Annotated in this window: 20 protein-coding genes; 14 read left to right on the top strand and 6 right to left on the bottom strand. The window is 70.8% G+C overall.

Annotation, left to right across the window (positions count from 1 at the left end):
• Positions 1–5: 5 nt before the first annotated feature.
• From CLT74_RS26275 to CLT74_RS26265, 3 genes are read right to left on the bottom strand one after another with little or no spacing between them, the layout of a single operon-like run.
• Positions 6–1,013: an ABC transporter permease gene (locus CLT74_RS26275; RefSeq protein ID WP_099849848.1), complete on the bottom strand. Its 1,008-nt coding sequence runs from the start codon at positions 1,011–1,013 to the stop codon at positions 6–8.
• Positions 1,010–2,020 (bottom strand): oligopeptide/dipeptide ABC transporter ATP-binding protein, encoded by a 1,011-nt coding sequence (locus CLT74_RS26270; protein ID WP_099849846.1) that lies wholly within the window; start codon positions 2,018–2,020, stop codon positions 1,010–1,012. Before CLT74_RS26270 ends, CLT74_RS26275 begins: the two co-directional genes overlap by 4 nt.
• On the bottom strand, positions 2,017–3,054 hold the full coding sequence (locus CLT74_RS26265; RefSeq protein WP_099849844.1) for an ABC transporter ATP-binding protein: 1,038 nt from the start codon (positions 3,052–3,054) through the stop codon (positions 2,017–2,019). Before CLT74_RS26265 ends, CLT74_RS26270 begins: the two co-directional genes overlap by 4 nt.
• Positions 3,055–3,194: 140 nt before the next feature.
• On the opposite strand from CLT74_RS26265, the gene CLT74_RS26260 reads away from it, so the two are divergent.
• From CLT74_RS26260 to CLT74_RS26235, 6 genes are all read left to right on the top strand, one after another.
• Positions 3,195–3,743: a Uma2 family endonuclease gene (locus tag CLT74_RS26260; protein ID WP_099852961.1), complete on the top strand. Its 549-nt coding sequence runs from the start codon at positions 3,195–3,197 to the stop codon at positions 3,741–3,743.
• Between the two features lie 97 nt (positions 3,744–3,840).
• Positions 3,841–5,277, top strand: coding sequence for a TldD/PmbA family protein (locus tag CLT74_RS26255; RefSeq protein WP_099849843.1), 1,437 nt, complete (start codon positions 3,841–3,843; stop codon positions 5,275–5,277).
• A 73-nt stretch (positions 5,278–5,350) separates the two neighbouring features.
• Positions 5,351–6,868 carry a TldD/PmbA family protein gene (locus tag CLT74_RS26250; protein ID WP_486582577.1) on the top strand — a complete coding sequence of 506 codons (1,518 nt, stop codon included), beginning with the start codon at positions 5,351–5,353 and terminating at the stop codon, positions 6,866–6,868.
• 270 nt (positions 6,869–7,138) lie between these two features.
• The gene (locus CLT74_RS26245) at positions 7,139–7,945 is read left to right on the top strand and encodes a hypothetical protein (RefSeq protein ID WP_099849841.1); all 807 of its coding nucleotides are present in this window, start codon (positions 7,139–7,141) and stop codon (positions 7,943–7,945) included.
• 11 nt (positions 7,946–7,956) lie between these two features.
• A complete protein-coding gene (locus CLT74_RS26240; protein ID WP_099849839.1) occupies positions 7,957–9,918 on the top strand; it encodes a fumarate reductase/succinate dehydrogenase flavoprotein subunit in 1,962 nt (653 codons plus the stop codon).
• Positions 9,919–9,921: 3 nt separating this feature from the next.
• Complete coding sequence (locus CLT74_RS26235; RefSeq protein WP_099849836.1) at positions 9,922–11,025, top strand: succinate dehydrogenase/fumarate reductase iron-sulfur subunit; 1,104 nt, start codon at positions 9,922–9,924, stop codon at positions 11,023–11,025.
• Between the two features lie 177 nt (positions 11,026–11,202).
• Here the strand turns inward: CLT74_RS26235 and CLT74_RS26230 are convergent, their stop codons facing one another.
• A complete protein-coding gene (locus tag CLT74_RS26230) occupies positions 11,203–11,640 on the bottom strand; it encodes a (deoxy)nucleoside triphosphate pyrophosphohydrolase (protein ID WP_099849834.1) in 438 nt (145 codons plus the stop codon).
• A gap of 183 nt (positions 11,641–11,823) precedes the next feature.
• Between CLT74_RS26230 and CLT74_RS26225 the strand changes: the two genes are divergently transcribed.
• The 4 genes from CLT74_RS26225 to CLT74_RS26210 all read left to right on the top strand — a co-directional run bounded on the left by CLT74_RS26225 (position 11,824) and on the right by CLT74_RS26210 (position 14,346).
• Positions 11,824–12,129: a 4a-hydroxytetrahydrobiopterin dehydratase gene (locus CLT74_RS26225; RefSeq protein WP_099849832.1), complete on the top strand. Its 306-nt coding sequence runs from the start codon at positions 11,824–11,826 to the stop codon at positions 12,127–12,129.
• Positions 12,130–12,168: 39 nt separating this feature from the next.
• On the top strand, positions 12,169–12,531 hold the full coding sequence (locus CLT74_RS26220) for a PH domain-containing protein (RefSeq protein WP_093405480.1): 363 nt from the start codon (positions 12,169–12,171) through the stop codon (positions 12,529–12,531).
• 229 nt (positions 12,532–12,760) lie between these two features.
• Positions 12,761–13,495: a class I SAM-dependent methyltransferase gene (locus CLT74_RS26215; protein ID WP_099849830.1), complete on the top strand. Its 735-nt coding sequence runs from the start codon at positions 12,761–12,763 to the stop codon at positions 13,493–13,495.
• A gap of 128 nt (positions 13,496–13,623) precedes the next feature.
• The gene (locus tag CLT74_RS26210) at positions 13,624–14,346 is read left to right on the top strand and encodes an ElyC/SanA/YdcF family protein (RefSeq protein ID WP_099849828.1); all 723 of its coding nucleotides are present in this window, start codon (positions 13,624–13,626) and stop codon (positions 14,344–14,346) included.
• Positions 14,347–14,553: 207 nt separating this feature from the next.
• Here CLT74_RS26210 and ychF read toward each other — a convergent pair whose 3' ends face one another.
• Complete coding sequence (gene ychF, locus CLT74_RS26205) at positions 14,554–15,639, bottom strand: redox-regulated ATPase YchF (protein ID WP_099849826.1); 1,086 nt, start codon at positions 15,637–15,639, stop codon at positions 14,554–14,556.
• A gap of 11 nt (positions 15,640–15,650) precedes the next feature.
• Entirely contained in the window at positions 15,651–16,121 is a 471-nt protein-coding gene (locus CLT74_RS26200) for a hypothetical protein (protein ID WP_099849825.1), read from the bottom strand.
• A 142-nt stretch (positions 16,122–16,263) separates the two neighbouring features.
• Here CLT74_RS26200 and CLT74_RS26195 point away from each other — a divergent pair, with 142 nt between their 5' ends.
• The 4 genes from CLT74_RS26195 (at position 16,264) to CLT74_RS26180 (ending at position 22,549) form a co-directional block, all read left to right on the top strand.
• Complete coding sequence (locus tag CLT74_RS26195; RefSeq protein ID WP_099849823.1) at positions 16,264–17,700, top strand: AlkA N-terminal domain-containing protein; 1,437 nt, start codon at positions 16,264–16,266, stop codon at positions 17,698–17,700.
• 40 nt (positions 17,701–17,740) lie between these two features.
• Positions 17,741–18,256 (top strand): methylated-DNA--[protein]-cysteine S-methyltransferase, encoded by a 516-nt coding sequence (locus CLT74_RS26190; protein ID WP_099849821.1) that lies wholly within the window; start codon positions 17,741–17,743, stop codon positions 18,254–18,256.
• Positions 18,257–18,824: 568 nt separating this feature from the next.
• Positions 18,825–20,675, top strand: a complete 1,851-nt coding sequence (locus tag CLT74_RS26185; protein ID WP_099849819.1) for an ABC transporter ATP-binding protein — start codon at positions 18,825–18,827, stop codon at positions 20,673–20,675.
• Entirely contained in the window at positions 20,672–22,549 is a 1,878-nt protein-coding gene (locus CLT74_RS26180; RefSeq protein ID WP_099849817.1) for an ABC transporter ATP-binding protein, read from the top strand. The genes CLT74_RS26185 and CLT74_RS26180 overlap by 4 nt, the downstream gene beginning before the upstream one ends.
• The last annotated feature ends 32 nt before the right edge of the window (positions 22,550–22,581 follow it).

Genomic DNA, 22,581 nt, shown 5'->3' with positions numbered 1-22,581 from the left:
CACCTCTACCCGGTGGACTTCGGGTCGAGCGCGTCGCGCAGCGCGTCCCCGAAGAGGTTGACGGCGAGCACCAGCGCGAAGATGACGGCGCCGGGGAAGAGGACGAACGCCGGATCGGTCTGGAGGTACGCCAGGCTCTGGTGGATCATCCGCCCGAAGCTCGGCGTCTCCTCGGTCAACCCGACGCCGATGAAGGACAGGGCCGCCTCGCCGGTGACGAACTGCGGCACCGTGAGCGAGAACGACACCAGGATCGGTGCCCGGAGGTTCGGCAGCAACTCCCCGACCAGCATGTGCCACGGTCCCGCCCCGCTGGCCCGGGCCGCCGCCACGAACTCCCGCTTCCGCAACGCGATCACCTGGCCCCGGACCAACCGGGCGGTGCCGGTCCAGCCGAACACCGCGAAGATCACGATGAGTACGCCGACCCCGAAGGCCGCCGGCACCATGTCCCGCTGTCCGTGGAAGCGCAGCGTCAGCATGGGCGGCAACGCCAGCGCGACCACCAGGAACGGCAGCGCCAGGGTCAGGTCCGTGAGCCAGGTGACCACCGCGTCGAACCAGCCGCCGAGATAGCCGGCGAGCGTGCCGAGCACGACACCGATCACCGAGGTGAGCACCGCCGCCGAGAGGGCGACGAACAGCGATGTCCGCAGGCCGTACACCAGCCGGATGAAGATGTCCCGGCCCAGTCTCGGCTCCAGTCCGAAGAAGTGCTCCCTGGATACGCCGCCCGCTCGCCCCAGTGGCAGGCCGAACCCGTCCAGCCGGTCCTGGAACTGGTCCCGCGGACCGATCCCGTACGTCAGCTCGACAAGCGGGGCGGCGAGCGCCACCAGCACGAACAGCACAAGCGCCGCCCCGCTGGCCAACGCGGTGCGATCGGCACGTAGCCGCAGCCAGGCCAGTCGCCCGGGCGAGTGCCCGGCGCCACGGCGGTCGCGGGGTCGACCGGCAGTGCCGCCGGACCCGATCGCGGCCGGCACCGGACCCGCCGCCGGCGAGAGACTCATGCCACGGCTCGCACAGGCCCCGCAGGCAGCGGGCCCGGGTCGGGGAAGTGGCAGGCGGTGGCCTGGCCGCCACCGTCGCGTCGGACCAGTGCCGGCTCCTCGACGGCACACCTGTCGCGCGCCTGCGGGCAGCGGGTACGGAACCGACAGCCCGAGGGCGGGTCGAGCGGCGTGGGCGCGTCCCCGGTGAGCCGGAGCCGACCGGCCGGGCCGAGCTTGTCGACGTGCGGCACCGCGGCGAGCAGCGCTCTGGTGTACGGGTGCTGCGGCCGGTGGTAGATGTCGTCCCGGTCGCCGATCTCGACGATCCGGCCGAGGTACATCACCGCGACCCGCTGGCAGAGGTGCCGCACCACGGCGAGGTCGTGCGAGATGAGGACGAGGGCCAACCCCAGGTCGCGGTGCAGCCGCCGGAGCAGGTTCACCACCTGGGCCTGGATCGAGACGTCAAGCGCCGAGACCGGCTCGTCGGCCACCACCAACCGGGGTTCCGTGGCCAACGCCCTGGCGATGCCGACGCGCTGGCGCTGGCCGCCGGAGAACTCGTGCGGATAACGGTTGTCATGCTCGGGGTTCAGGCCGACACGTTCCATCAGCTCCCGGACGCGGGCCCTCGTCCCGCCCGGTGGGTCGATCCGGTGCACCCGCAACGGCATGGCGATGATCCGACCGACCGGGTGCCGGGGGTTCAGCGAGGCGTACGGATCCTGAAAGATGATCTGGAGCTGCGCGCGCAGTGGACGCAGCTGCCGCCGCCGCGCGTGGGTCAGATCCTGTCCGGCGAACTCGATGCTGCCGCCGGTCGGCTCCAGCAGCCGCACCAGCAGCCGGCCGGTGGTGCTCTTGCCGCAGCCCGACTCACCCACCAGACCGAGCGTCTCGCCCGCCCCTACCTCGAAGTCCAACCCGTCCACCGCCCGCACCGGACCGCCCCGGACCGGGAAGTGCTTGGTCAGGCCACGTACCCGCAGCAGCGGCCCGGCTTCGTCGGCCGGCCCGTCCGTCACCGCGCCACCCCCGCCCGGTTGGCGTCCTCGGCCCGTCGCCGGGCGCGCTCCCCGGTGGGGAGATGGCACGCCAGCCGGTGCCCGCCCGTCCCGACGACGCGCAGTTCCGGCGGCTCGGTGCGACACCTGTCACCGAGTGCCTCGGCGTGCCGGCAACGTGGCTGGAAGACGCAACCGGTCGGCAGGTCGGTCAGGCTGGGCGGGCTGCCCGGTATCGGCCTGAGGTCCGCCTCGGGGTCACCCCGCAACGACGGCACGCTGGCCAACAACCCCCAGGTGTACGGATGCTGCGGCGTCCTCAGCACCTGCTCGACGTGACCCTGCTCGACGATCCGGCCGGCGTACATCACAAGGACGTCGTCGGCGGCCTGGCCGACCACGCCGAGGTCATGCGTGATCAGAACGATCGCGGTGCCGAACTCGGCGCGCAGGTCGGTCAGCAGCTCCAGAATCTGTGCCTGCACGGTGACGTCCAGCGCGGTCGTCGGTTCGTCGGCGATCAGTAGGGCGGGATCGTTCACCAACGCCATGGCGATCATCACCCGCTGGCGCATGCCGCCGGAGAACTCGTGCGGGTACTGGTCGTACCGCCGGTCCGGCTGCGGGATGCCGACCCGGTCCATCACCTCGATCACCCGCTGACGCGTCTCGCCCCGCCCGGCCCGGCGGTGGTGCACCCGGTACGCCTCAGCGATCTGCCGGCCCACCCGGTGGTACGGGTGCAGTGCCGAGAGCGGATCCTGGAAGATCATCGCGACGTCCCGGCCGCGCAGCCGGCGGATTTCGGTCTCCGGCCGACCGACCAGCTCACGCCCACCGATCGTGACCTGACCCGTGACGGTGGCCCGCCGACGGTCGTGCAGGCCGAGGAGGGCCAGTGCGGTGGCGCTCTTGCCCGAGCCGGACTCGCCGACCACGCCGAGGGTGCGGCCACCCTCGACGGCGAACGAGACTCCGTCGACCGCGCGCAGCACGCCGTCGGCGGTGGGGAAGCTGACCCGCAGGTCAGTAACCCGCAGATACGGGTCCACCATCGCCTCCCTCCCGCCCGCGACGAAGGGGACACGATCCCACGAACCGTCCTCGCCGCACCACCGCCGGTCACCGCACCGAAAGTGCGACGATGGGGGGCATGCCGGCCGGCAGGATCCCGGCGAGACGAGCGGAGGTGACCATGACCGTGGCGGTGTTCGACCACGAGGGCCCGTGGACCGAGGAGGAGTACCTCGCCCTCGGCGAGACCTCCCAGCGCGTCGAACTCTTCGACGGGAGCCTGCACGTGACCCCAGCCCCCACCCCACGCCACCAGAACATTTCCGGTGAGCTACGCGCGACACTGCGTGGTCCGGCCAGAGAGGCCGGGCTACACGTTCTGGAGGGGGTGAACGTCCGGCTCCGGCCCGGCCGCATCCCCATCCCCGACCTGGTCATCACCGGCCCGATCGATTTCGACGCTCCCAACGTGGAGGCCGTCGACGTCCATCTCGTCTGCGAGATCATCTCGCCGAGCAACGCGGCCACGGACAAGGTGCTGAAGATGCACTACTACGCCGCCGCGGGCATCGAGTGGTACCTGCTCATCGAGCAGGCGAGCGGGGCTCTCCACCTCTACCGCAAACGCGGCAGGCACTACGTCGTGGAGAGTGCTACCGAGTCGGGCCAGGTTCTGGTGCTCACCGAACCGGTCAAGGCGACCATCCGGCCTGAGGACCTGCTTCCCTGACGGTTGTCGGTCGACTCGCCTAGGGTCGGGCCATGAGCGACAGGATCATCGGCACGGTGCGAGCCTGCCTCGTGCACCCGCGCGTCGAGGCGCGCCCATGAGTGAGTTCGAGGTGGCCGAGGCGGCGGTGCAGGCGGCGCTTGACGCCGGTGCCCGCTACGCCGACGTCCGGGTGATGCACCGGCGCTACGAGTCGATGACCGCCCGCAACGGCGACGTCGAGTCACTGACCCAGGACGAGAGCCTCGGTCTGGGCGTACGCGCGCTTGTCGGTTCGAGCTGGGGCTTCCACGCCGTACCGGACCTGTCCGAGCGGGCCGCTCGCGACGCCGGCCACCGGGCCGCGCGGACCGCGGCGGCAAGCGCTCAGGTCCCCGGCCCGCCCGTCGACCTGGTCGCGGTCACCCCGACCACGGCGAGCTGGTCCTCGCCCTGCCAGGTGGACCCACTCGGCGTCTCCCTCGCCGCTAAGGGTGATCTGCTGGTGGCGGCCACCCGCACCATGACCGAGCACGGCGCCGACCTCAGCGAGGGTCTCTACCAGATCTGGGACACCGCGAAGTGGTTCGTCTCCAGCGAGGGGCACCGCATCGACCAGCGCGTCCGCGAATGCGGCGGCGGCATCTCGGCCACCTCCGTCGGTGCCGGTGAGACCCAACGCCGGTCCTGGCCGAGTTACCGCGGCCAGTACGGCACCACCGGCTGGGAACTTGTCGACTCGCTGGAGCTGACAGCCCACGCGGGACGGATCGCCGAGGAGTCGCGGGCGCTGCTGACCGCACCACTCTGCCCCAGCGGCGAGACCGACCTGATCCTCGGTGGCGAGCAGCTGGCCCTGCAGATTCACGAGTCGGTCGGGCACGCCATCGAGCTGGACCGCATCCTGGGCTGGGAGGCGGCCTTCGCCGGCACCTCCTGGTTGGATCTCGCGCAACTCGGCTCGCTGCGGTACGGCTCCGAGCTGATGACCATCACCATCGACCCGACAATTCCCGGCGCGCTCGGCAGCTTCGGTTATGACGACGAGGGCTCACCGGCGGTCAAGCGCGACGCGGTGCGGGACGGCCGCTGGGTGGGCGTGCTGGCGGGCCGGGACTCGGCCGCCGTGGCGGGTCTCGACCACGGCGGCAGCGTACGGGCCGACGGGTGGGCGCGGCTGCCGATGGTGCGGATGACGAACGTGGGTCTGGAACCCGGCCCACACACCCTGGAGGAGATCGTCGCCGCCACCGACGAGGGGGTGCTGATGGACGTCAACCGGTCCTGGTCCATTGACGACAAGCGGCTGAACTTCCAGTTCGGCTGCGAGATCGGCTGGGAGATCCGCAATGGCCGGCGCGGACGGATGCTGCGCAACCCGACGTACACCGGCATCGGCCCGCTGTTCTGGCGTTCGATGGACATGCTCTCCTCCGAGACGGTCCCGTGGGGCACACCCAACTGCGGCAAGGGCCAGCCGGGCCAGATCGGGCACACCGGGCACCCGGCGGCGCCGGCCCGCTTCCGCAACGTCCGGGTGGGGGTGCACGCGTGACCGGGCACCAGCGGACGCACCGTCATGGCGAGGTGGTGACGTCGGCCGGCGTCGCCGAGCACCGGGAGACGGCGTGACGGGCGTACCGGCCAGGGCCGGTGACGCCGAGTTGGACCTCGCCGGGCGGGTGGTGGATCTGGTCGCCCGGTTGGCCGGGACGGCCGCGCAGGCGGAGGTCATGGTGACCCGGGTCGAATCGGCGTTGACCCGGTTCGCAAACTCGGCGATCCACCAGAACGTGGCCGCGTCCTCGGTGGATGTCCGGCTGCGGGTGCACCTGGCGGGGCGCACCGTCGCCGGTAGCGGGAACGCGGTCACCGACGACGGGCTACGCGCCCTGGTGGAGCGGGTGCTGACGGCAGCCCGGATAACCCCGCCGGATCCGGCCTGGCCGGGGCTCACCCCTGCGGCACCGGTGGCCACCGCACCGGAGTGGGACGCGGCCACCGCCCACGCCGGGCCGGCTGAGCGGGCCGCTCTGGTCCGGGCGTTCGTGGACGCGGCCGGCGGGCTGGAAACCGCAGGCTACTGCCGTACGGGTCACCGGGTGGCGGCGTTCGCCAACTCGGCCGGCCACTCTGCCCAGGGGCAGGCGGCGGATGCGGCGATGGACGGCGTCGCCCGGACCGGTGACGCGGACGGCAGTGCCCGGCAGCACGTCGACCGGCTCGCTGATCTCGATGGTGCCGGCCTCGGGTGGCGGGCCGCCGCGAAGGCACGGGCGGCGGCCCGACCGGTCGAGCTGCCGCCCGGGCGCTATCCGGTGGTGTTGGAGCCGACAGCCGTCGCGGACCTGCTGCAGAACCTGGCCTGGTACGGCTTCAACGGTCGGCGCTACGCCGAGCGCCAGTCGTTCGCCGCCCTCGGCGTGTCCCAGTTCGACAGCGCGGTGACCCTGGTCGACGATCCGCTGGCGGCCTCCGGGCTGTCGTTCGACCTGGAGGGTACGTCGAGTCGGGCACTGACCCTGGTGGACGCGGGCACCACGAGCGCCGTCGCCCACGATCGGCGCAGTGCCGCCGAGCTTGGTGTCACCTCGACCGGTCACGCCTGGGCCGGCGGCGCCACCTTCGGCCCGATCCCCCGCAACCTACGTCTCAACGCTGCCGGCACGGCGGGACCGGCCGACGCGACAGGTGCTTTCCTGGCCCGGGATCAAGGGGCAGCCGGACCAGGTCCGACGGCCACCGCAGTGGCTGCCGGCGACGCGGGTGGTCCCGACGGGGCTGGTCTGGCGACGGGTGGCAGGGCCGGCGCGATCACCGACCCGGACACCGCCGCGCTTGTCTCCCGGATGGAGCGGGGCCTGCTGGTGAGCGATTTCTGGTACACCCGGGTACTGGATCCGTTGAGTCTGGTGATCACCGGGCTGACCCGCAACGGACTGTGGCTGGTCGAGGACGGTCAGGTCACCCGGGCGGTCCGCGATCTGCGCTTCACCGAGTCGTACCCCCGGGCGCTCGCCCCCGGCGCGGTGTTGGAGCTGGGTCGACGCGCGGTACGTCTGCCGGACCGCGCGGACGGTGGCTGGTGGGAGGCACCGTCGCTGCGGCTGGCCTCGTGGAACTTCACCGGCGGTGCGTCCGGCTGACCGTTCGTCCGCCGCTGAACGATCTTTTCCGGGCGCTCGCATGTTGATCTTGGCAGGAGGCTTTCCAAAGAGCGGGACACACGGGACACTGCCTTGCGCGGACGGCCCGCCTAGATCGGCGTAACGTGTGTCACTTAGCTGCACCGGTACGTCCGGTGCGGTCGTTGGTGTGCGCATGACGCGGCAGGCTGGTGCGGGTTCGCCCGATCCGCGTGCCGCCCGGAAGTGTTCCGCCGCCCGTGACAGGGCCCCGTCAGGGAGACGACGCGAATGACATCATCGGCAACGAACCCGCGGGGTATGCGCGCACGCGCCGCCATCGCGGCGAAGACGTTGCGGACGGACCGTTGGTGGTTTGCCCCGCTGATCACGGTCATCGGGCTCAGCGCGTGGGTAGCGTATGCGACGGTCCGGGTCTTCATGCACAAGTGGTACTGGGTCGAGGACTACCACTACCTGACCCCGTTCTACTCCCCGTGCGTGACGGACCGGTGCCTGCCGGAGGCTTCCCACTTCGGGCAGTACCTGCCCGGCTGGTGGATCATCCCGGACGCCGCGTTCACCCTGCCGTTCCTGCTGCTGTTCCGGCTGACCTGCTACTACTACCGCAAGGCGTACTACCGGTCGTTCTGGCTGTCACCGCCGGCCTGCGCGGTGCCCGACGGTCACGCCTCCTACGGCGGCGAGACCCGGTTCCCGCTGATCGTGCAGAACTCGCACAGGTACTTCTTCTACTTCGCCGCGATCATCTCGCTGATCAACACCTGGGACGCGATCCTGGCCTTCCACAGCCCCGAGGGCTTCGGCTTCGGGCTGGGCAACCTGATCCTGCTCGGCAACGTGATCATGCTGTGGGCGTACACCATCTCCTGCCACTCCTGCCGGCACATCATCGGCGGGCGGCTGAAGAACTTCTCCAAGCATCCCGTCCGCTACCGGGCCTGGGGCTACGTCTCCTGGCTCAACGTCCGGCACATGCAGCTCGCCTGGATCACGCTCGGCACGCTGGCCCTGACCGACTTCTACGTCATGGCCGTCTCCGCTGAGTGGATCTCCGACCTGCGGTTCATCAACTGAGGGCCCCTGACATGACGACCACTACCACTCGCATCGAACGACACCACTACGACGTCGTCGTGATCGGCGCCGGCGGCGCCGGCCTGCGCGCGGCGATCGAGGCGCGGCTGGCCGGCAAGAAGACCGCCATCATCTCCAAGTCGCTGTTCGGCAAGGCGCACACGGTGATGGCCGAGGGCGGCGCCGCCGCGGCCATGGGGAACGTGAACAGCCGGGACAGCTGGCAGGTGCACTTCCGGGACACCATGCGCGGCGGCAAGTTCCTCAACAACTTCCGGATGGCGGAGCTGCACGCCAAGGAGTCGCCGCAGCGGATCTGGGAGCTGGAGACGTACGGTGCGCTGTTCGACCGCACTAAGGACGGCAAGATCTCGCAGCGCAACTTCGGCGGCCACGAGTACCCCCGACTGGCCCACGTCGGCGACCGGACGGGCCTGGAGCTGATCCGCACCCTCCAGCAGAAGATCGTCTCGTTGCAGCAGGAGGACAAGCGCGAGCACGGCTCGTACGACGCCCGGATCAAGGTCTTCTCCGAGACCACGATCACCGAGCTGCTGCTCGACGGGGACCGGGTCGCCGGTGCCTTCGGCTACTACCGGGAGTCCGGCGAGTTCGTCCTCTTCGAGGCGCCCGCAGTGGTGCTCGCGACCGGCGGAGTCGGCCGGTCCTACAAGGTCACCTCGAACTCCTGGGAGTACACCGGGGACGGTCACGCGCTGGCGCTGCGCGCCGGGGCCACTCTGATCAACATGGAGTTCCTCCAGTTCCACCCGACCGGCATGGTCTGGCCGCCGTCGGTCAAGGGCATCCTGGTCACCGAGTCGGTCCGCGGTGACGGTGGCATCCTGAAGAACTCCGAGGGCAAGCGGTTCATGTTCGACTACGTTCCGGACGTCTTCCGCAAGCAGTACGCGGAGACGCCCGAGGAGGCGGACCGCTGGTACGACGACCCGGACAACAACCGGCGCCCGCCGGAGCTGCTGCCCCGTGACGAGGTGGCGCGCGCGATCAACAGCGAGGTCAAGGCCGGTCGGGGTACGCCGGCCGGTGGCGTCTACCTGGACATCGCCTCCCGGTTGCCGGCCGACGAGATCCGTCGTCGTCTGCCCTCGATGCACCACCAGTTCAAGGGGCTGGCCGACGTCGACATCACCAAGGAGCCGATGGAGGTCGGCCCGACCTGCCACTACGTGATGGGCGGAGTGGAGGTCGACCCGGACAGCGGCGCCGCGTACGGGTCGGTACGCGGGCTGTTCGCCGCCGGTGAGGTCTCCGGCGGCATGCACGGCTCCAACCGGCTGGGCGGCAATTCCCTGTCCGACCTGCTGGTCTTCGGCAAGCGGGCGGGCGGCCACGCGGCGACCTACATCGACCAGCTCACCGGCCGGCCCCGGGTACCGGTGGCGGCTGTGGAGACGGCTGTGGAGACCGCCCTGGCGCCGTTGCAGCGGGACACCGGCGAGAACCCGTACACCCTTCAGCAGGACCTCCAGGCGGTGATGGGGGATCTGGTCGGCATCATCCGGCGGGAGGCTGAGCTGGAGGACGCGCTGGTCCGCCTGGCGGAGCTGCGCGAGCGGGTGGCGAAGGTCAGCGCCTCCGGTGGCCGGCGCTACAACCCGGGCTGGCACCTGGCGCTGGACCTGCGCAACATGCTCGTCGTCTCCGAATGCACCGCGAAGGCGGCGTTGGAACGTCGGGAGTCGCGCGGCGGCCACACCCGCGAGGACTTCCCCACGATGGATCCGCAGTGGCGGCGGGTCAACCTGGTCTGCTCCCTGGCGGGCGACACCGTCCGGCTGGAGCGCAAGCCGCTGCCGAAGATGCGCTCCGAGCTGATCGGCCTGTTCGACCGCGCCGAGTTGGCCAAGTACCTCACCGACGAGGAACTCACCGAGTTCGACGCCCTCGTCGCCGCCGATGCCGCTGCCGCCGACGCGGCCACCGACGCTGACGCCGAGAAGGAGCGCTGAGGAATGGGCACCCAAACGTCTGGAACGCCCGGCAAGCCGGGCGCCAAGCGCCAGTTCCGCATCTGGCGGGGTGACGCCGAGGGTGGCGACCTGCAGGACTACACGGTCGAGGTCAACGAGGGCGAGGTGGTCCTCGACGTGATCCACAGGTTGCAGGCCACCGACGCGCCTGACCTGGCCTGCCGGTGGAACTGCAAGGCCGGCAAGTGCGGCTCCTGTTCGATGGAGATCAACGGGATGCCCAAGCTGGGCTGCATGACCCGGATGTCGACGTTCGAGGAGAACGAGACCATCACGGTGACCCCGCTACGGACGTTCCCGGTCATCCGGGACCTGGTCACCGACGTGTCGTTCAACTACGAGAAGGCCCGGGAGACCCCGGCCTTCGCTCCCCCAGCCGATCTCGCCCCCGGTGACTACCGGATGCAGCAGGTCGACGTGGAGCGTTCGCAGGAGTTCCGCAAGTGCATCGAGTGCTTCCTGTGCCAGACCGTCTGCCACGTGATCCGGGACCACGACGAGAACAAGCAGGCGTTCGCCGGGCCCCGATACTTCATCCGGGCCGCTGAGCTGGACATGCACCCGCTGGACGACCGGACCGACCGCAAGGACTACGCACAGACCGAACAGGGCCTCGGCTTCTGCAACATCACCAAGTGCTGCACCGAGGTCTGCCCCGAGCACATCAAGATCACCGACAACGGGATCATCCCCATGAAGGAACGGGTCGTCGACCGCAGGTACGATCCACTTGTGTGGCTCGGTAGCAAGATCTTCCGGAGGGGTCAGGTGCCTCAGACCAGCGTGACCAGCGGACACTCCCCGGGCGCGGTGCGCTCCAGCGCCGCGGGCGGCGGTGTGCACTCCCACGCGGGCGGTTCGCACGACGCCCAGGCCGAGGTGCAGGCCCAGCAGGGCGTCAACTGGCACCGCGAGGTGCCCCACCCGACCGCCCCCGCGGTCGACGCCAGCGGCAAGCTCCCCCTCACGGAGCTCACCTTCGACCGCGCCGCCGCCCCCTCCCCCTTCGGCGACGACGTCACCTTCCCGCTCCCCCCCGAGCACCTCAACTTCGCCCACCCCGACCAAGACGAACGCAACCACTAACCGACCCGACGTCAACGGGGGCCGCGGCATCCGCCGCGGCCCCCGCCCCTTTTTCCCAACCCGCCCTTCCCCACTCCGCCGAGCCGCCGGTTGATCATGAAGTTATTGCTCTGGAAAGCGCTTGCCGACAGCAATAACTTCATGATCAACGCTGAACGAGGGGGAGGGAGAGAGGGGCTAGGGGGTTAGGAGGGGGCGGAGGGCGGCGACTATGGGGGCGTCGGCGGGGAGCCAGGTGACGGTGTCCAGGTCGGCGGCGGAGAGCCAGCGCAGGGCGGAGTGTTCGAGGGCCTGGGGCTGGTCGCCGTGCAGGAGGCGGGCGGCGTACACCTTGAGGACCGAGCGTCCGTGTGCCATCCGGACGTCGCGGCCGACCCGCTCGCCGATCTCCACGCGTACGGCCAGTTCCTCGACGCACTCGCGGGCCAGGGCCGCCGTCTCACTCTCCCCCGGCTCCACCTTGCCGCCAGGAAACTCCCACATGCCCGCCACCTCGGGCGGGGCGGATCTGGCACAGGCCAGCACCCGCCCGTCCCTGATGATGGCCGCGCCAACGATCACCTTCGGATCGCGTCGCACGGCGTTTCCGCCGTCGTTCGCCCGTTCGGTCCGCACGGGCGTCCAGGGTGCCAGATCAATCGGCGGTTTGGGTAGCTTGCTCGTCCGTCAGGCCAGGAATACCCGGAAGTGTGGGCGTGGACACCCCCACCGTGCGACGTAAGACTAGAGGCACCGACAATGACACGGGGCGGCGACGATTTGGCCACAAGCCGGCAACGAAGCCTGGGAGGTGCGGTGATGCGTGCGCTGTTCGGCAGTCGGACGAAGCACGACTACCTCAGCGACGCCCTCACCCTACTGTCCGGTTGGACGCGTGAGGGTGAGCAGATCCGGCGCACTCTCGTCATCGACGACACGCAACACGCGGCGCTGACCGAGCGGGTCAAGGTGGTGGCCGACGCGCTGCATCTGCGCCCGGAGATCAGTCGGCGCGCCGATCACACCCAGATCCGGGTCGGGCACGGCAACGAGCCGCTCTCCGAGGGTGAAGTCCTGCTGGCCGCCCGGATCGAGGACGCGTACCGCGCGGTCACCGAGAGCTGACGGTACGTCAGCTGGCGCCTGCTGCCTACCGTGGGCGGCATGGCCAACGCGACATATGACCGCAAGGAACAGTTCCAGCAGATCCAGAGCGGCCTGCTCGACGGCGAACAGATCATCGCCGTCTACGACGCTGTCGGCACCGGCACCGGGTTCATCGGGCTGACCGACCGGCGCGTCATCATCCAGGACCGCTCGTTCGTCGGCAAGAAGTACGCGATCACCAGCATTCCGTACTCGAAGATCACCAGCGTGAGCGTGGTCAGCAACAAGTCATGGGGCGGTTCGTTCTTCTCCACCGGCGCGATCGCCATCCACGTCGGTACGCACACCTACGAGGTGGAGTTCCGCGGCGACCAGAAGAGCCACCACGTGCACAACGTCATCCTGCACTACATCAGCTGACCCGCCCGGGATTTCAGTTGCCGCCGGAAATCGAGACCTGTTGACTCACGAGCAGGGCGATGCCCTGAACACGCACCAGCCGGACGAAGGGAGCGACGACATGAGGCACCTGAAGACGCCAACGCAGCGAGCAGGCATCGTCAACCCCATCGAATCGAGGCTTCGTGCGTACGTGGGAATCATCGGACAAGGCGCCGGGCGGCGCCGGTAGCAACGACGGAGGCCGCTGATGTCGGTCTTCGACGACCCGGGACACTTCGGTCGGCTCTGGGCCGACACCTACGACCAGCCTGGCGGTCTACCCGATCCGGCACCGGCGGTGGAGTTCCTCGCCGAACTGGTCGGCGACGGTCCGGCACTGGAACTGGCCATCGGCACCGGCCGGGTCGCCCTGCCGCTGGCCGCGCGCGGGATCACCGTGGCGGGGGTCGAGGCGTCACCGGAAATGGTCGGCAAGATGCGGGCCAAGCCCGGTGGACAGGACATCCCCGTGGCCATCGGCGACATGGCGGACGTGCCGGTGACCGGCCCGTACACCATGGTGTATCTGGTCTTCAACACCCTGTTCAACCTGGTCGGCGCCCAGCGGCAGGCGGACTGTTTCCGCAACGTCGCGCGGGTGCTCGCCCCCGGCGGCGCGTTCGTCATCGAGACGTTCGTGCCCGACCCGGCGGACTTCGACCGGGACGAGCAGGTCCAGATGCGGGAGGTGACCGAGGAGTCGGCCACCATCCGCCTGCACAAGTACGACCGCGAGGAACAGACGTTCCTCCGGCAGACCATCACGTTCCACTCCGCCGGGGTGCACCTGCACCCGTTCGCGATGCGTTACCTGTGGCCCGAGCAGATCGACGAACTGGCCGGGCAGGCCGGTCTCCGGCTCGCCGAACGGTACGCCGACTGGGACCGGTCCCCCTTCGGCCCGGACAGCACCTCGCACATCTCGGTGTACCGGCTCGGGTGAGCCTGGTGCGGGCGCGACGGCCGGATCGTCGTCGTGCCCGCACCACCGGCCGGCCCCGCACCACAGTCGGCCCCGCAGCGGCGGCCGGCTCGCCGGGGCTCTCGCACCGGGCTGGGATACTGGCACGCATGCCGATCCGTACGTCGCTGGCGGCCAGATTTCGAGACATCCGGGACCGGGGCCGGGGTCGTTGGCTGCGTCGCACGCTGCTGGCCGGCGGGCTCGGTGTCGTGATGCTGATGACCGGTGTGTTGGCGAGCGTGAGCTGGATCCGCTCCGGCGCCGAGGGACGCACCCACCCGGTCGCGACCGTCCCCGAGACTCCGGTCGCCCTGGTGCTGGGCACCCGGGTCCAGCCCGACGGCACCCCGGCACCCTTCCTCACCGCGCGGCTGGAGATCGCCCGAGAGCTGTACGCCGCCGGCAAGGTGCGGGCGATCCTGGTTTCGGGCGACAACATGCGCCACGAGTACAACGAGCCCGAGGCGATGCAGCGCTGGCTTGTCGAGCAGGGCGTACCGACTGACAAGGTGGTGCTCGACCACGCCGGCTTCGACACCTACGACTCGTGCGCCCGCGCGAAGCGGATCTTCGGGGTGGACCGGGCGACTGTGGTGACCCAGCAGTTCCACCTGGCCCGCGCCGTCACGGTCTGCCGGCACCTCGGCATCGACGCCTACGGCGTCGGCGACGAGACCGCCCGGGAGCTGAGCCACCGCACCTGGCGGATCAGTTCCGTCCGGGAGTACGGCGCCGGCCTGAAGGCCGCGTTGGACGTCCTCTCCGGCCGTGACCCGGTGCACCTCGGCAACCGCGAGACCGGTGTCGACGACGCCCTCCGCGCCGGCTGACATCCCGGCCGGCAGGTCGGTGACGCCCGGGAACAGCGGTGCGGGGTGGCCGGCAGCACGTATCCGACCGCCCCCGCACGGCCGAGGCGGCGGGCCTACGCCACGAAACGGGTACGGCGGCGACGGGCGACCAGGTAGACGACAGAGCGGAACGCCATCGGTCGACTCGGGGAGCGACACCCAGGGGACGCCCCCATCGGTCCGCGCCTACACGTTGAAGCGGAACTCGACGACGTCGCCGTCCTGCATGACGTATTCCTTGCCCTCGATGCGTACCTTGCCCGCCGCCTTGGCCGCGGCCATCGAACCGGCCTCGACCAGGTCGGCGTAGGAGACGACCTCGGCCTTGATGAAGCCGCGCTGGAAGTCGGAGTGGATCACCCCGGCGGCCTCCGGGGCGGTCGCGCCGATCGGCACGGTCCAGGCCCGCGCTTCCTTGGGGCCGGCGGTGAGGTACGTCTGGAGGCCGAGCGTGCGGAACCCCACCCGGACCAACTGGTCCAGCCCCGGCTCGGACTGCCCGATCGACTCCAGCAGTTCCCGGGCCTCGTCCTCGGGCAGGTCCACCAGCTCGGACTCGATCTTGGCGTCCATGAAGACCGCCTCGGCCGGTGCCACGAGCGCTCGCAGTTCGTCGAGGAACTCGGCGTTGTTCAGCTCGGCCTCGTCGACGTTGAAGACGTAGAGGAACGGCTTCGTGGTGAGCAGGTGCAGCTCACGCAGGTGCTCCAGCTCGATGTTGGCTGCTGCCGCACCCGCGTAGAGGGTGGTGCCGCCGTCCAGGACCTCGACGGCCCGGCGCGCGGCGTCCACCGCGGCGGCCCGGTCCTTGCGGAGCTTGGCCTCCTTCTCCAGCCGGGGCAGCGCCTTCTCCAGCGTCTGGAGGTCGGCCAGGATCAGCTCGGTGTTGATCGTCTCGATGTCGTCGCCCGGGGAGACCTTGCCGTCGACGTGCACCACGTTCGGGTCGGAAAAGGCCCGCACCACCTGGCAGATCGCCGAGGCGTCGCGGATGTTGGCCAGGAACGCGTTGCCCCGCCCCTGCCCCTTGGAGGCACCACGCACCAGGCCGGCGATGTCGACGAACGAGACCGGGGCGGGGATCACCTTCTGCGAGCTGAAGATCTCGGCGAGCTTGTCCAGCCGCTCGTCCGGCAGCCCGACCACGCCGACGTTGGGCTCGATTGTCGCGAACGGGTAGTTCGCGGCGAGCACGTCGTTCTTGGTCAGCGCGTTGAACAGGGTGCTCTTGCCGACGTTGGGCAGGCCGACGATGCCGATGGTGAGACTCACGACGAGCCAGCTTACGCCGGTACCACTCGGTCACCGGCAGGCAGGTCGATCCGCAGGACACCGGGGGCCAGCTCGGCGGCGGCGGCCAGCGGCAGCGTGAAGCGGGCGGCGGCGGGCGCGGCGTGCTGCGACTCGCCGAGCATCCAGTGGACCTCGTCGGCCGTCCAGCCCAGCCCCGGTCGGGCCGCGATCGCCCGGAGCAGCCGCAGCGCGGCCCGGGTGTCGTCGTCGTAGAAGCGCATGCACCAGTGGTGCACCCACATCCCGAGCGCGCGCACCCCGTCCTGGTCGAGCGAGCTGACCAGCCGGCCGCAGGCGGTGTCGCCGAAGGCACGGCCCGGGTCGTCGGCGCGGTCCCGCTCGATGGCACCGACCGCGGCGGGGGCGACGGCGCGCATCCGGCCGTAGAAGCGTTGGACCACTGTCGGGTCGAGCGGTGGGTGCTCGTGTCCCGACGTCGCCCGACCCGCCACGCTAGCCATTGCCGCACCCTTCTGGAGTTGGTGGCCGCACGCTACCCACCACAACCGACACTTCCGCTCCGCGCGGCCTGGTCGGTGACCCGTAGGGTGTGGTCCGAATTCCGCGAGCCGGGCGGGTGGGAGCAGGCGCATCATCGGTGACGTGGAACTGGACTTCGAGCGGTGTTACCGGGCCGTCGACAGCCGTGACCAGCGGTTCGACGGCTGGTTCTACACCGGCGTGACCTCGACTGGCATCTACTGCCGGCCGTCCTGTCCGGCGATGACCCCGAAGCGACGGAACGTGCGTTTCTTCCCGTCGTCGGCAGCGGCCCAGCGGGCCGGGCTGCGCGCCTGCCGGCGCTGCCGCCCGGACGCCTCCCCCGGCTCACCCCATTGGGACGTACGGGCCGACGTGGTCGGCCGGGCGATGCGACTGATCGCCGACGGCGTGGTCGACCGCGACGGGGTACCCGGGCTGGCCGCCCGGCTCGGCTACACCGAGCGGCACCTGCACCGGATGCTGCGGGCGGAACTGGGCGCGGGTCCGCTGGCACTGGCCCGGGCCCAGCGCGCGCAGACCGCCCGCACCCTGATCGAGACGACCGGGCTGGGCCTGGCCGAGATCGCGTTCGCCGCCGGGTTCGGCAGCGTCCGGCAGTTCAACGACACCGTACGCGCGGTCTACGGCGCACCGCCGTCGCAGCTGCGTACCGGCAACGGCACGGCGGTCGGTGGCGCGGGCACCGTCACCCTGCGGCTGGCGTACCGGCCGCCACTGCACACCGCCGCGCTGCTCGACTTCCTCGCCCGGCGCACGCTGCCCGGGGTCGACGAGCTGGCCGACGGGGCGTACCGCCGGGGGTTGCGGTTGCCGCACGGCCCCGGCGAGGCCACGCTCACCCCGGCGGCCGATCACGTGGCGGCGACGCTGCGCCTGACCGACCTGCGCGACCTGGCCCCCGCCGTGGCCCGGTGCCGGCGCCTGCTCGACCTGGACGCGGACCCGGTCGCCGTCGACCAGACCCTCGCCGCCGATCCGGCGCTGGCGGCGACGGTGGCGGCAGAGCCCGGGGTACGCGTCCCGCGCGCGGTGGACGGCTTCGAGATGGCCGTCCGCGCCATCACCACTCAGCAGGTCTCCCTGGCCTCCGCCCGCACCACCCTCACCCATCTCCTCCGAGCGGCCCGTGGTGATCAGGAGGCTCCGGGGACCGGGGCACTGTCCGGGTTCGCCACGGCGGAGGAACTGCTCGGGGTGGCGGATTCCGCGTTCCGGATGCCGGCGGGGCGACGTGAGACGATCCGGGCGGTGGCGCGGGCGGTCGTGGCCGGCGAACTCGACCTGGAGCCGGGTGGGGACCGGGACGAGACGGCGCGGCGGCTGACCGCGATCCCGGGCATCGGTGCGTGGACCGCCGGCTACCTCGCCATGCGGGCCCTCGGCGACCCCGACACGTTCCTCCCCACCGACCTCGCGGTACGTCGGGGCGCCGCCGCCCTCGGCCTCACCGACAATCCCAGAACCCTCGACGAGTACGCAGCGCGTTGGCGCCCCTGGCGGTCGTACGCCGTGATCCGTCTCTGGCGATCAGCATGAGTCCGGCCATCCGCCCGATCGTTCAACCCTGGAGAATCACATGATCAGTACGAACAGCACGATCGACAGCACGGTCATCGCCACCCCCGCCGGACCGTTCACCGTCCTCGTCGCTCCGGACGGCGCGGTACGGGCGTCGGGTTTCACCGCGGACCCGGCGAACCTGCTGCCACTCGTGCACCCGAGCCTGCGCGGCGAACCGCGACAGCGGCCGGAACTCGGCCCGGTCACCGCCGCCGTGACCAGCTACCTCGACGGCGACCTGGCCGCGATCGACGGCATTCCGGTCGAACAGCACACCGGCGGGATGTTCATGTCACACGCCTGGCGGGTGCTGCGCGACGTCAAACCGGGCGAGCCGGTCACCTACACCGCTTACGCCGCACTCGCCGGCCGCCCCGCCGCGATACGCGCCGCCGCCGCGGCGTGCGCCCGCAATGCCGCCGCGCTCTTCGTACCCTGCCATCGGGTGCTACGCACCGACGGCACGCTGGGCGGCTATCGCTGGGGGCTGCCGGTGAAACGCTGGCTCCTCGACCACGAACGACTCGGCTGACGCGGCGTCCAGGCCCATTGAGCCGGACCCGATCGCCGGCCAGACCGCGCCGTGGCACCACCAACGCCTCCTGCCACCGCACCGGAGGCCAGCACTCACCCACTGTGACTATCACGCTGGGTGACAGCCACCACGAACAAGCCGCCGGCCGACTGTCTCCCCTCCGCACGCTTTGCTCTGCTTCAACCCACGCAATAGCCGATGACCAGCGCCGAAGCAGGGCGGCGGTCCGACCCCGCCAGACGAGGTGGCACGGAGAGTAACCGTTGCGCGGGTTGAAGCAGAGCAAAGGGGGCCGCTGACACGTTGGTGGACGGGCGCGGCAGCCACGCATCGTCACGGCCGTGACGGAGCTGCCGCACCCGACAGGGGTGACGGGCCGACGGGACTGACGGCACTGACTGACTGGGCGACGGCGGCGCTCGGCGACGGTACGTGCCGCGGGGCGGGGGCAGGGCACGGCGGGGCAGGGCACGGCACGGCGCGGCGGGGCACGGCGGGGCGGGCGGGGTGGCTCTGACAGCAAGCCGACAGCGGCGTCGCTGCCAAATGCGGCTACCGTCGGGTAGTGGCTGCGGGGAGCGACGGCGGCCCGGCCGACCGGGGCGAGGTCCGTAGACATCCCCTGCGCAACCTCTGGCGACTGCGACGTTACCTGCGTCCACACGCGTTCGAGTTCGGTTGGTTGATGGTGGCCGGGCTCGCCGCCACCGGCGCGGGCATCGCCGTACCCCTGGTGGCGCAGCAGGTGGTCGACGGGCCGGTGGCCCGGCGTGACCTGACCGGTCTGTTCGTGTTGGCCGGGCTGGCGCTGCTGCTCGGGCTGGCCGAAGCTTTGCTGATCTTCATTCGCCGGTGGGTGCAGTCGTCGTCCTCGGTGGCGATGGAGGCGGCCATTCGCACCGACGTCTACGCCCACCTGCAACAGCTGTCGGCCAGTTTCCACGACCGGTGGCCGTCCGGGCAGTTGCTCTCCCGCATCACAAGCGATCTGTCGGTGCTGCGCCGGTTCCTCTCCTTCGGCTTGTTCTTCCTCATTCTCAACGTGGTCACCTACCTGGTCGTGGTGGTGCTGCTGATCCGGCTGCACCCCGCGCTGGGCCTGCTGGTGGCAGCGAGCGCGGTGCCGCTCTTCCTGATCGCCCGCCGTTTCGGCCGGCACTACCACGTCGCGTCCCGTCGCATGCAGGACCAGCAGGGTGACGTGGCCACCCTGGTCGAGGAGACCGCGCAGGGCCTGCGCACGATGAAGGCGTACGGCCGGGGTCCGCAGCTCGCCGCCCGGTTCGCGGCCGGCACCAGAGCGTTGCACGACACCGGGATCGACAAGGGCAGGCTGCTGGCCCGCACCTCCGCACTGCTCGACCTGGTGCCGAACCTGACCCTGGGCGTGGTCCTGGTCGCCGGTGCCGCGGCTGTCGCGGGTGGCCGGCTCACCATCGGCCAGCTCGTCGCGTTCGTCAGTCTCCAACTGATGCTGATCTGGCCGGTGCAGTCGCTGGGATGGATCATCGCCAACGGCCAGGAGGCGGCCACCGCCGCCGATCGTATCCAGGAGGTGCTGGACACCCGGCCGGCCATCGTGGACCCGCCGGTCGCCGTCGCCCTGGCGCGCTCGACGGTGCGCGGCCGGCTCCGTTTCGAGGGGGTGTGTTTCCGCTATCCGGGTGGCAGGGTGCCGGTGTTGCGAGGCCTCGATCTGACCGTCGAGCCCGGCGAGACCCTGGCCGTGGTCGGCGCCACCGGCAGCGGCAAGAGCACCCTGCTGTCCCTGGTGCCCCGCCTGAACGAGGTCAGTGCCGGCCGCATCACGCTGGACGGGCACGACCTGCGCGACCTGCGGCTGGCCGCACTGCGCGGCCTGGTCGGGGTCGCCTTCGAGGAGCCGACGTTGTTCTCCATGTCGGTGTGGGAGAACCTCACCCTGGGCCGACCCGACGCCGGTGAGGACGAGGTCCGGGCAGCCCTGGCGCTGGCCCAGGCGGAGTTCGCGTACGACCTGCCGTGGGGCCTGCGAACCCGGCTCGGGGAGCAGGGCCTGTCGCTCTCCGGCGGCCAGCGGCAACGACTCGCCCTTGCCCGGGCGGTGCTGATCCGACCGGCGGTGCTCGTGCTCGACGATCCACTCTCCGCACTCGACGTGCACACCGAGGCGTTGGTGGAGTCGGCACTGAAACGGGTGCTGCGGAACACCACAGCGCTGCTGGTGGTGCATCGTCCCTCCACCATCGCGCTGGCCGACCGGGTGGCACTGTTGGAGCACGGCCGGATCACCGCCGTCGGCACCCACACCGAACTGCTCGCCAGCGTGCCCGCCTACCGTGGACTGCTCTCCGCCGAGCCGGCCGTACCGTCGATCGCCGGAACGCCGGCATCCATCGATCCAACACCTGGCGGCTCTCCCCTGGTCCTCTCATGACCGCCACGTCGGCTGTGCCGGACCCGCCGCCCGAAGCCGACCCGGATCACTGGCGGGGGGTGGCACCGGATCCGCACGCCGACCGCAGCCTCGCCGAGGACACCGACCCGGCAGCGGTGGCCCGGCTCCGGGCACGCAGCCGGGCACTGCTGGCGGACGTGTTGCGACCGCACCGGGCGCGGCTGGGCGGGGCGGTCGCGCTGCTGCTGACTCAGAACGCCGCCGCCATGTCCGGGCCGTACCTGGTCATGCTCGGCATCGACCGGGGGATCGAGCCGCTCCGGGCCGGCGAGCCCGGCCCGCTGATCACCGTGGCCGTGTCGTTCGCCGCCGCGACGGGCGTCGAGTACCTGGCCCGGCGGGGCTTCCTCGCCCTCTCCGCCCGCATCGGCCAGGCCGTCCTGCTCGACCTGCGTCGCCGGGTGTACGCGCACTTTCTGCACCTGCCTGTGGCCTTCCACGAGCGGTACACGTCGGGCCGGATGATCTCGCGGCTGACCAGCGACATCGACTCGATCGCCGAGTTGGTCGACGGTGGGGTGGAGAGCCTGGTGATGGCCGCCCTGACGATCGTCTCGGTGGCCGGCATCCTGCTCTGGCTCGACCTGCCGCTGGCCTCGGTGACGCTGCTCGCCTTCCCGCTGCTGTTCTGGCTGTCCCGCTGGTTCGCCCGGGCCTCGGCTTCCGCGTATCGGCGTACCCGGGAGGCGATGGCGCTTGTCATCGTCCATTTCGTCGAGTCGATGCGGGGCATCCGGGCGGTTCAGGCGTACCGCCGTCAGGCCCGCAACCAGCAGATCTTCGACTCGGTGAACGACGACTACCGCAGGTCCAGCCGGCATGCCTTCCATCTGATCGCGACGTACTCGCCGGGCATCAAGTTGATCGGCAACGTCACGGTCGCGGTGGTGCTCTGCTATGGCGGCGCCCGGGTGCTGGGCGGCGACACCGGGGTCGGTGTGCTCGCGGCCTTCCTGCTCTACCTGCGCCGGTTCTTCGAGCCGATGCAGGAGCTGAGCCAGTTCTACAACTCGCTCCAGTCGGCGACGGCGGCGCTGGAGAAGCTCGCCGGGGTGCTCGACGAGCGGCCCTCGGTCGCCGAGCCGGCCCGGCCGGTGCCGCTGCCCGACGGTCCGACCCGCGGTGCGGTCCGCTTCCACGCGGTGTCGTTCGGGTACCGCCTCGACTCACCGATCCTCACCGGGCTGGACCTCACCGTTCCCGCCGGGCAGACCGTGGCCCTGATCGGGCCGACCGGCGCCGGCAAGTCCACGGTCGCCAAGCTGCTCGCCCGCTTCCACGACCCGGACGCGGGCACGATCACGCTCGACGGGGTGGACCTGCGCGAGGTGGCCGACGCGGACCTGCGCCGGGCGATGGTGCTCGTCACCCAGGAGACCCACCTGTACGGCGGCACCGTGGCGGACAACATCCGGTTCGGTCGCCCGGACGCGGACGACACCGCCGTCGAGGCCGCCGCTCGGGCGATCGGCGCGCACGACTTCATCTCGGCGCTGCCCGACGGGTACGCCACCCAGGTTCATCGACGCGGTGGCCGGCTCTCCGCCGGGCAACGCCAGTTGGTCGCCTTCGCGCGGGCGTTCCTGGCCGACCCGGCGGTGCTGATCCTGGACGAGGCCACCTCGTCGTTGGACGTGCCTACCGAGCGTCTGGTGCAGCACGCGCTCGGCAGCATCCTGCGAGACCGGACCGCGTTGGTGATCGCGCACCGGCTCTCCACGGTGGAGACCGCCGACCGGGTCCTGGTCCTCGACCGGGGCCGGATCGTCGAGGACGGGCCGCCGACCGAACTGGTCGCCGAGGGCGGCAGGTACGCCGCCCTGCACCGCCAGTGGCGCGACTCGCTGCTCTGACCCGTTCGTGATCAGGTAATGGGGTGCCCACC

Source organism: Verrucosispora sp. CNZ293 (assembly GCF_002754655.1).
The sequence above is the reverse complement of the archived record's forward strand: the minus strand, read 5'-3'. Positions and strand labels throughout refer to the sequence as shown.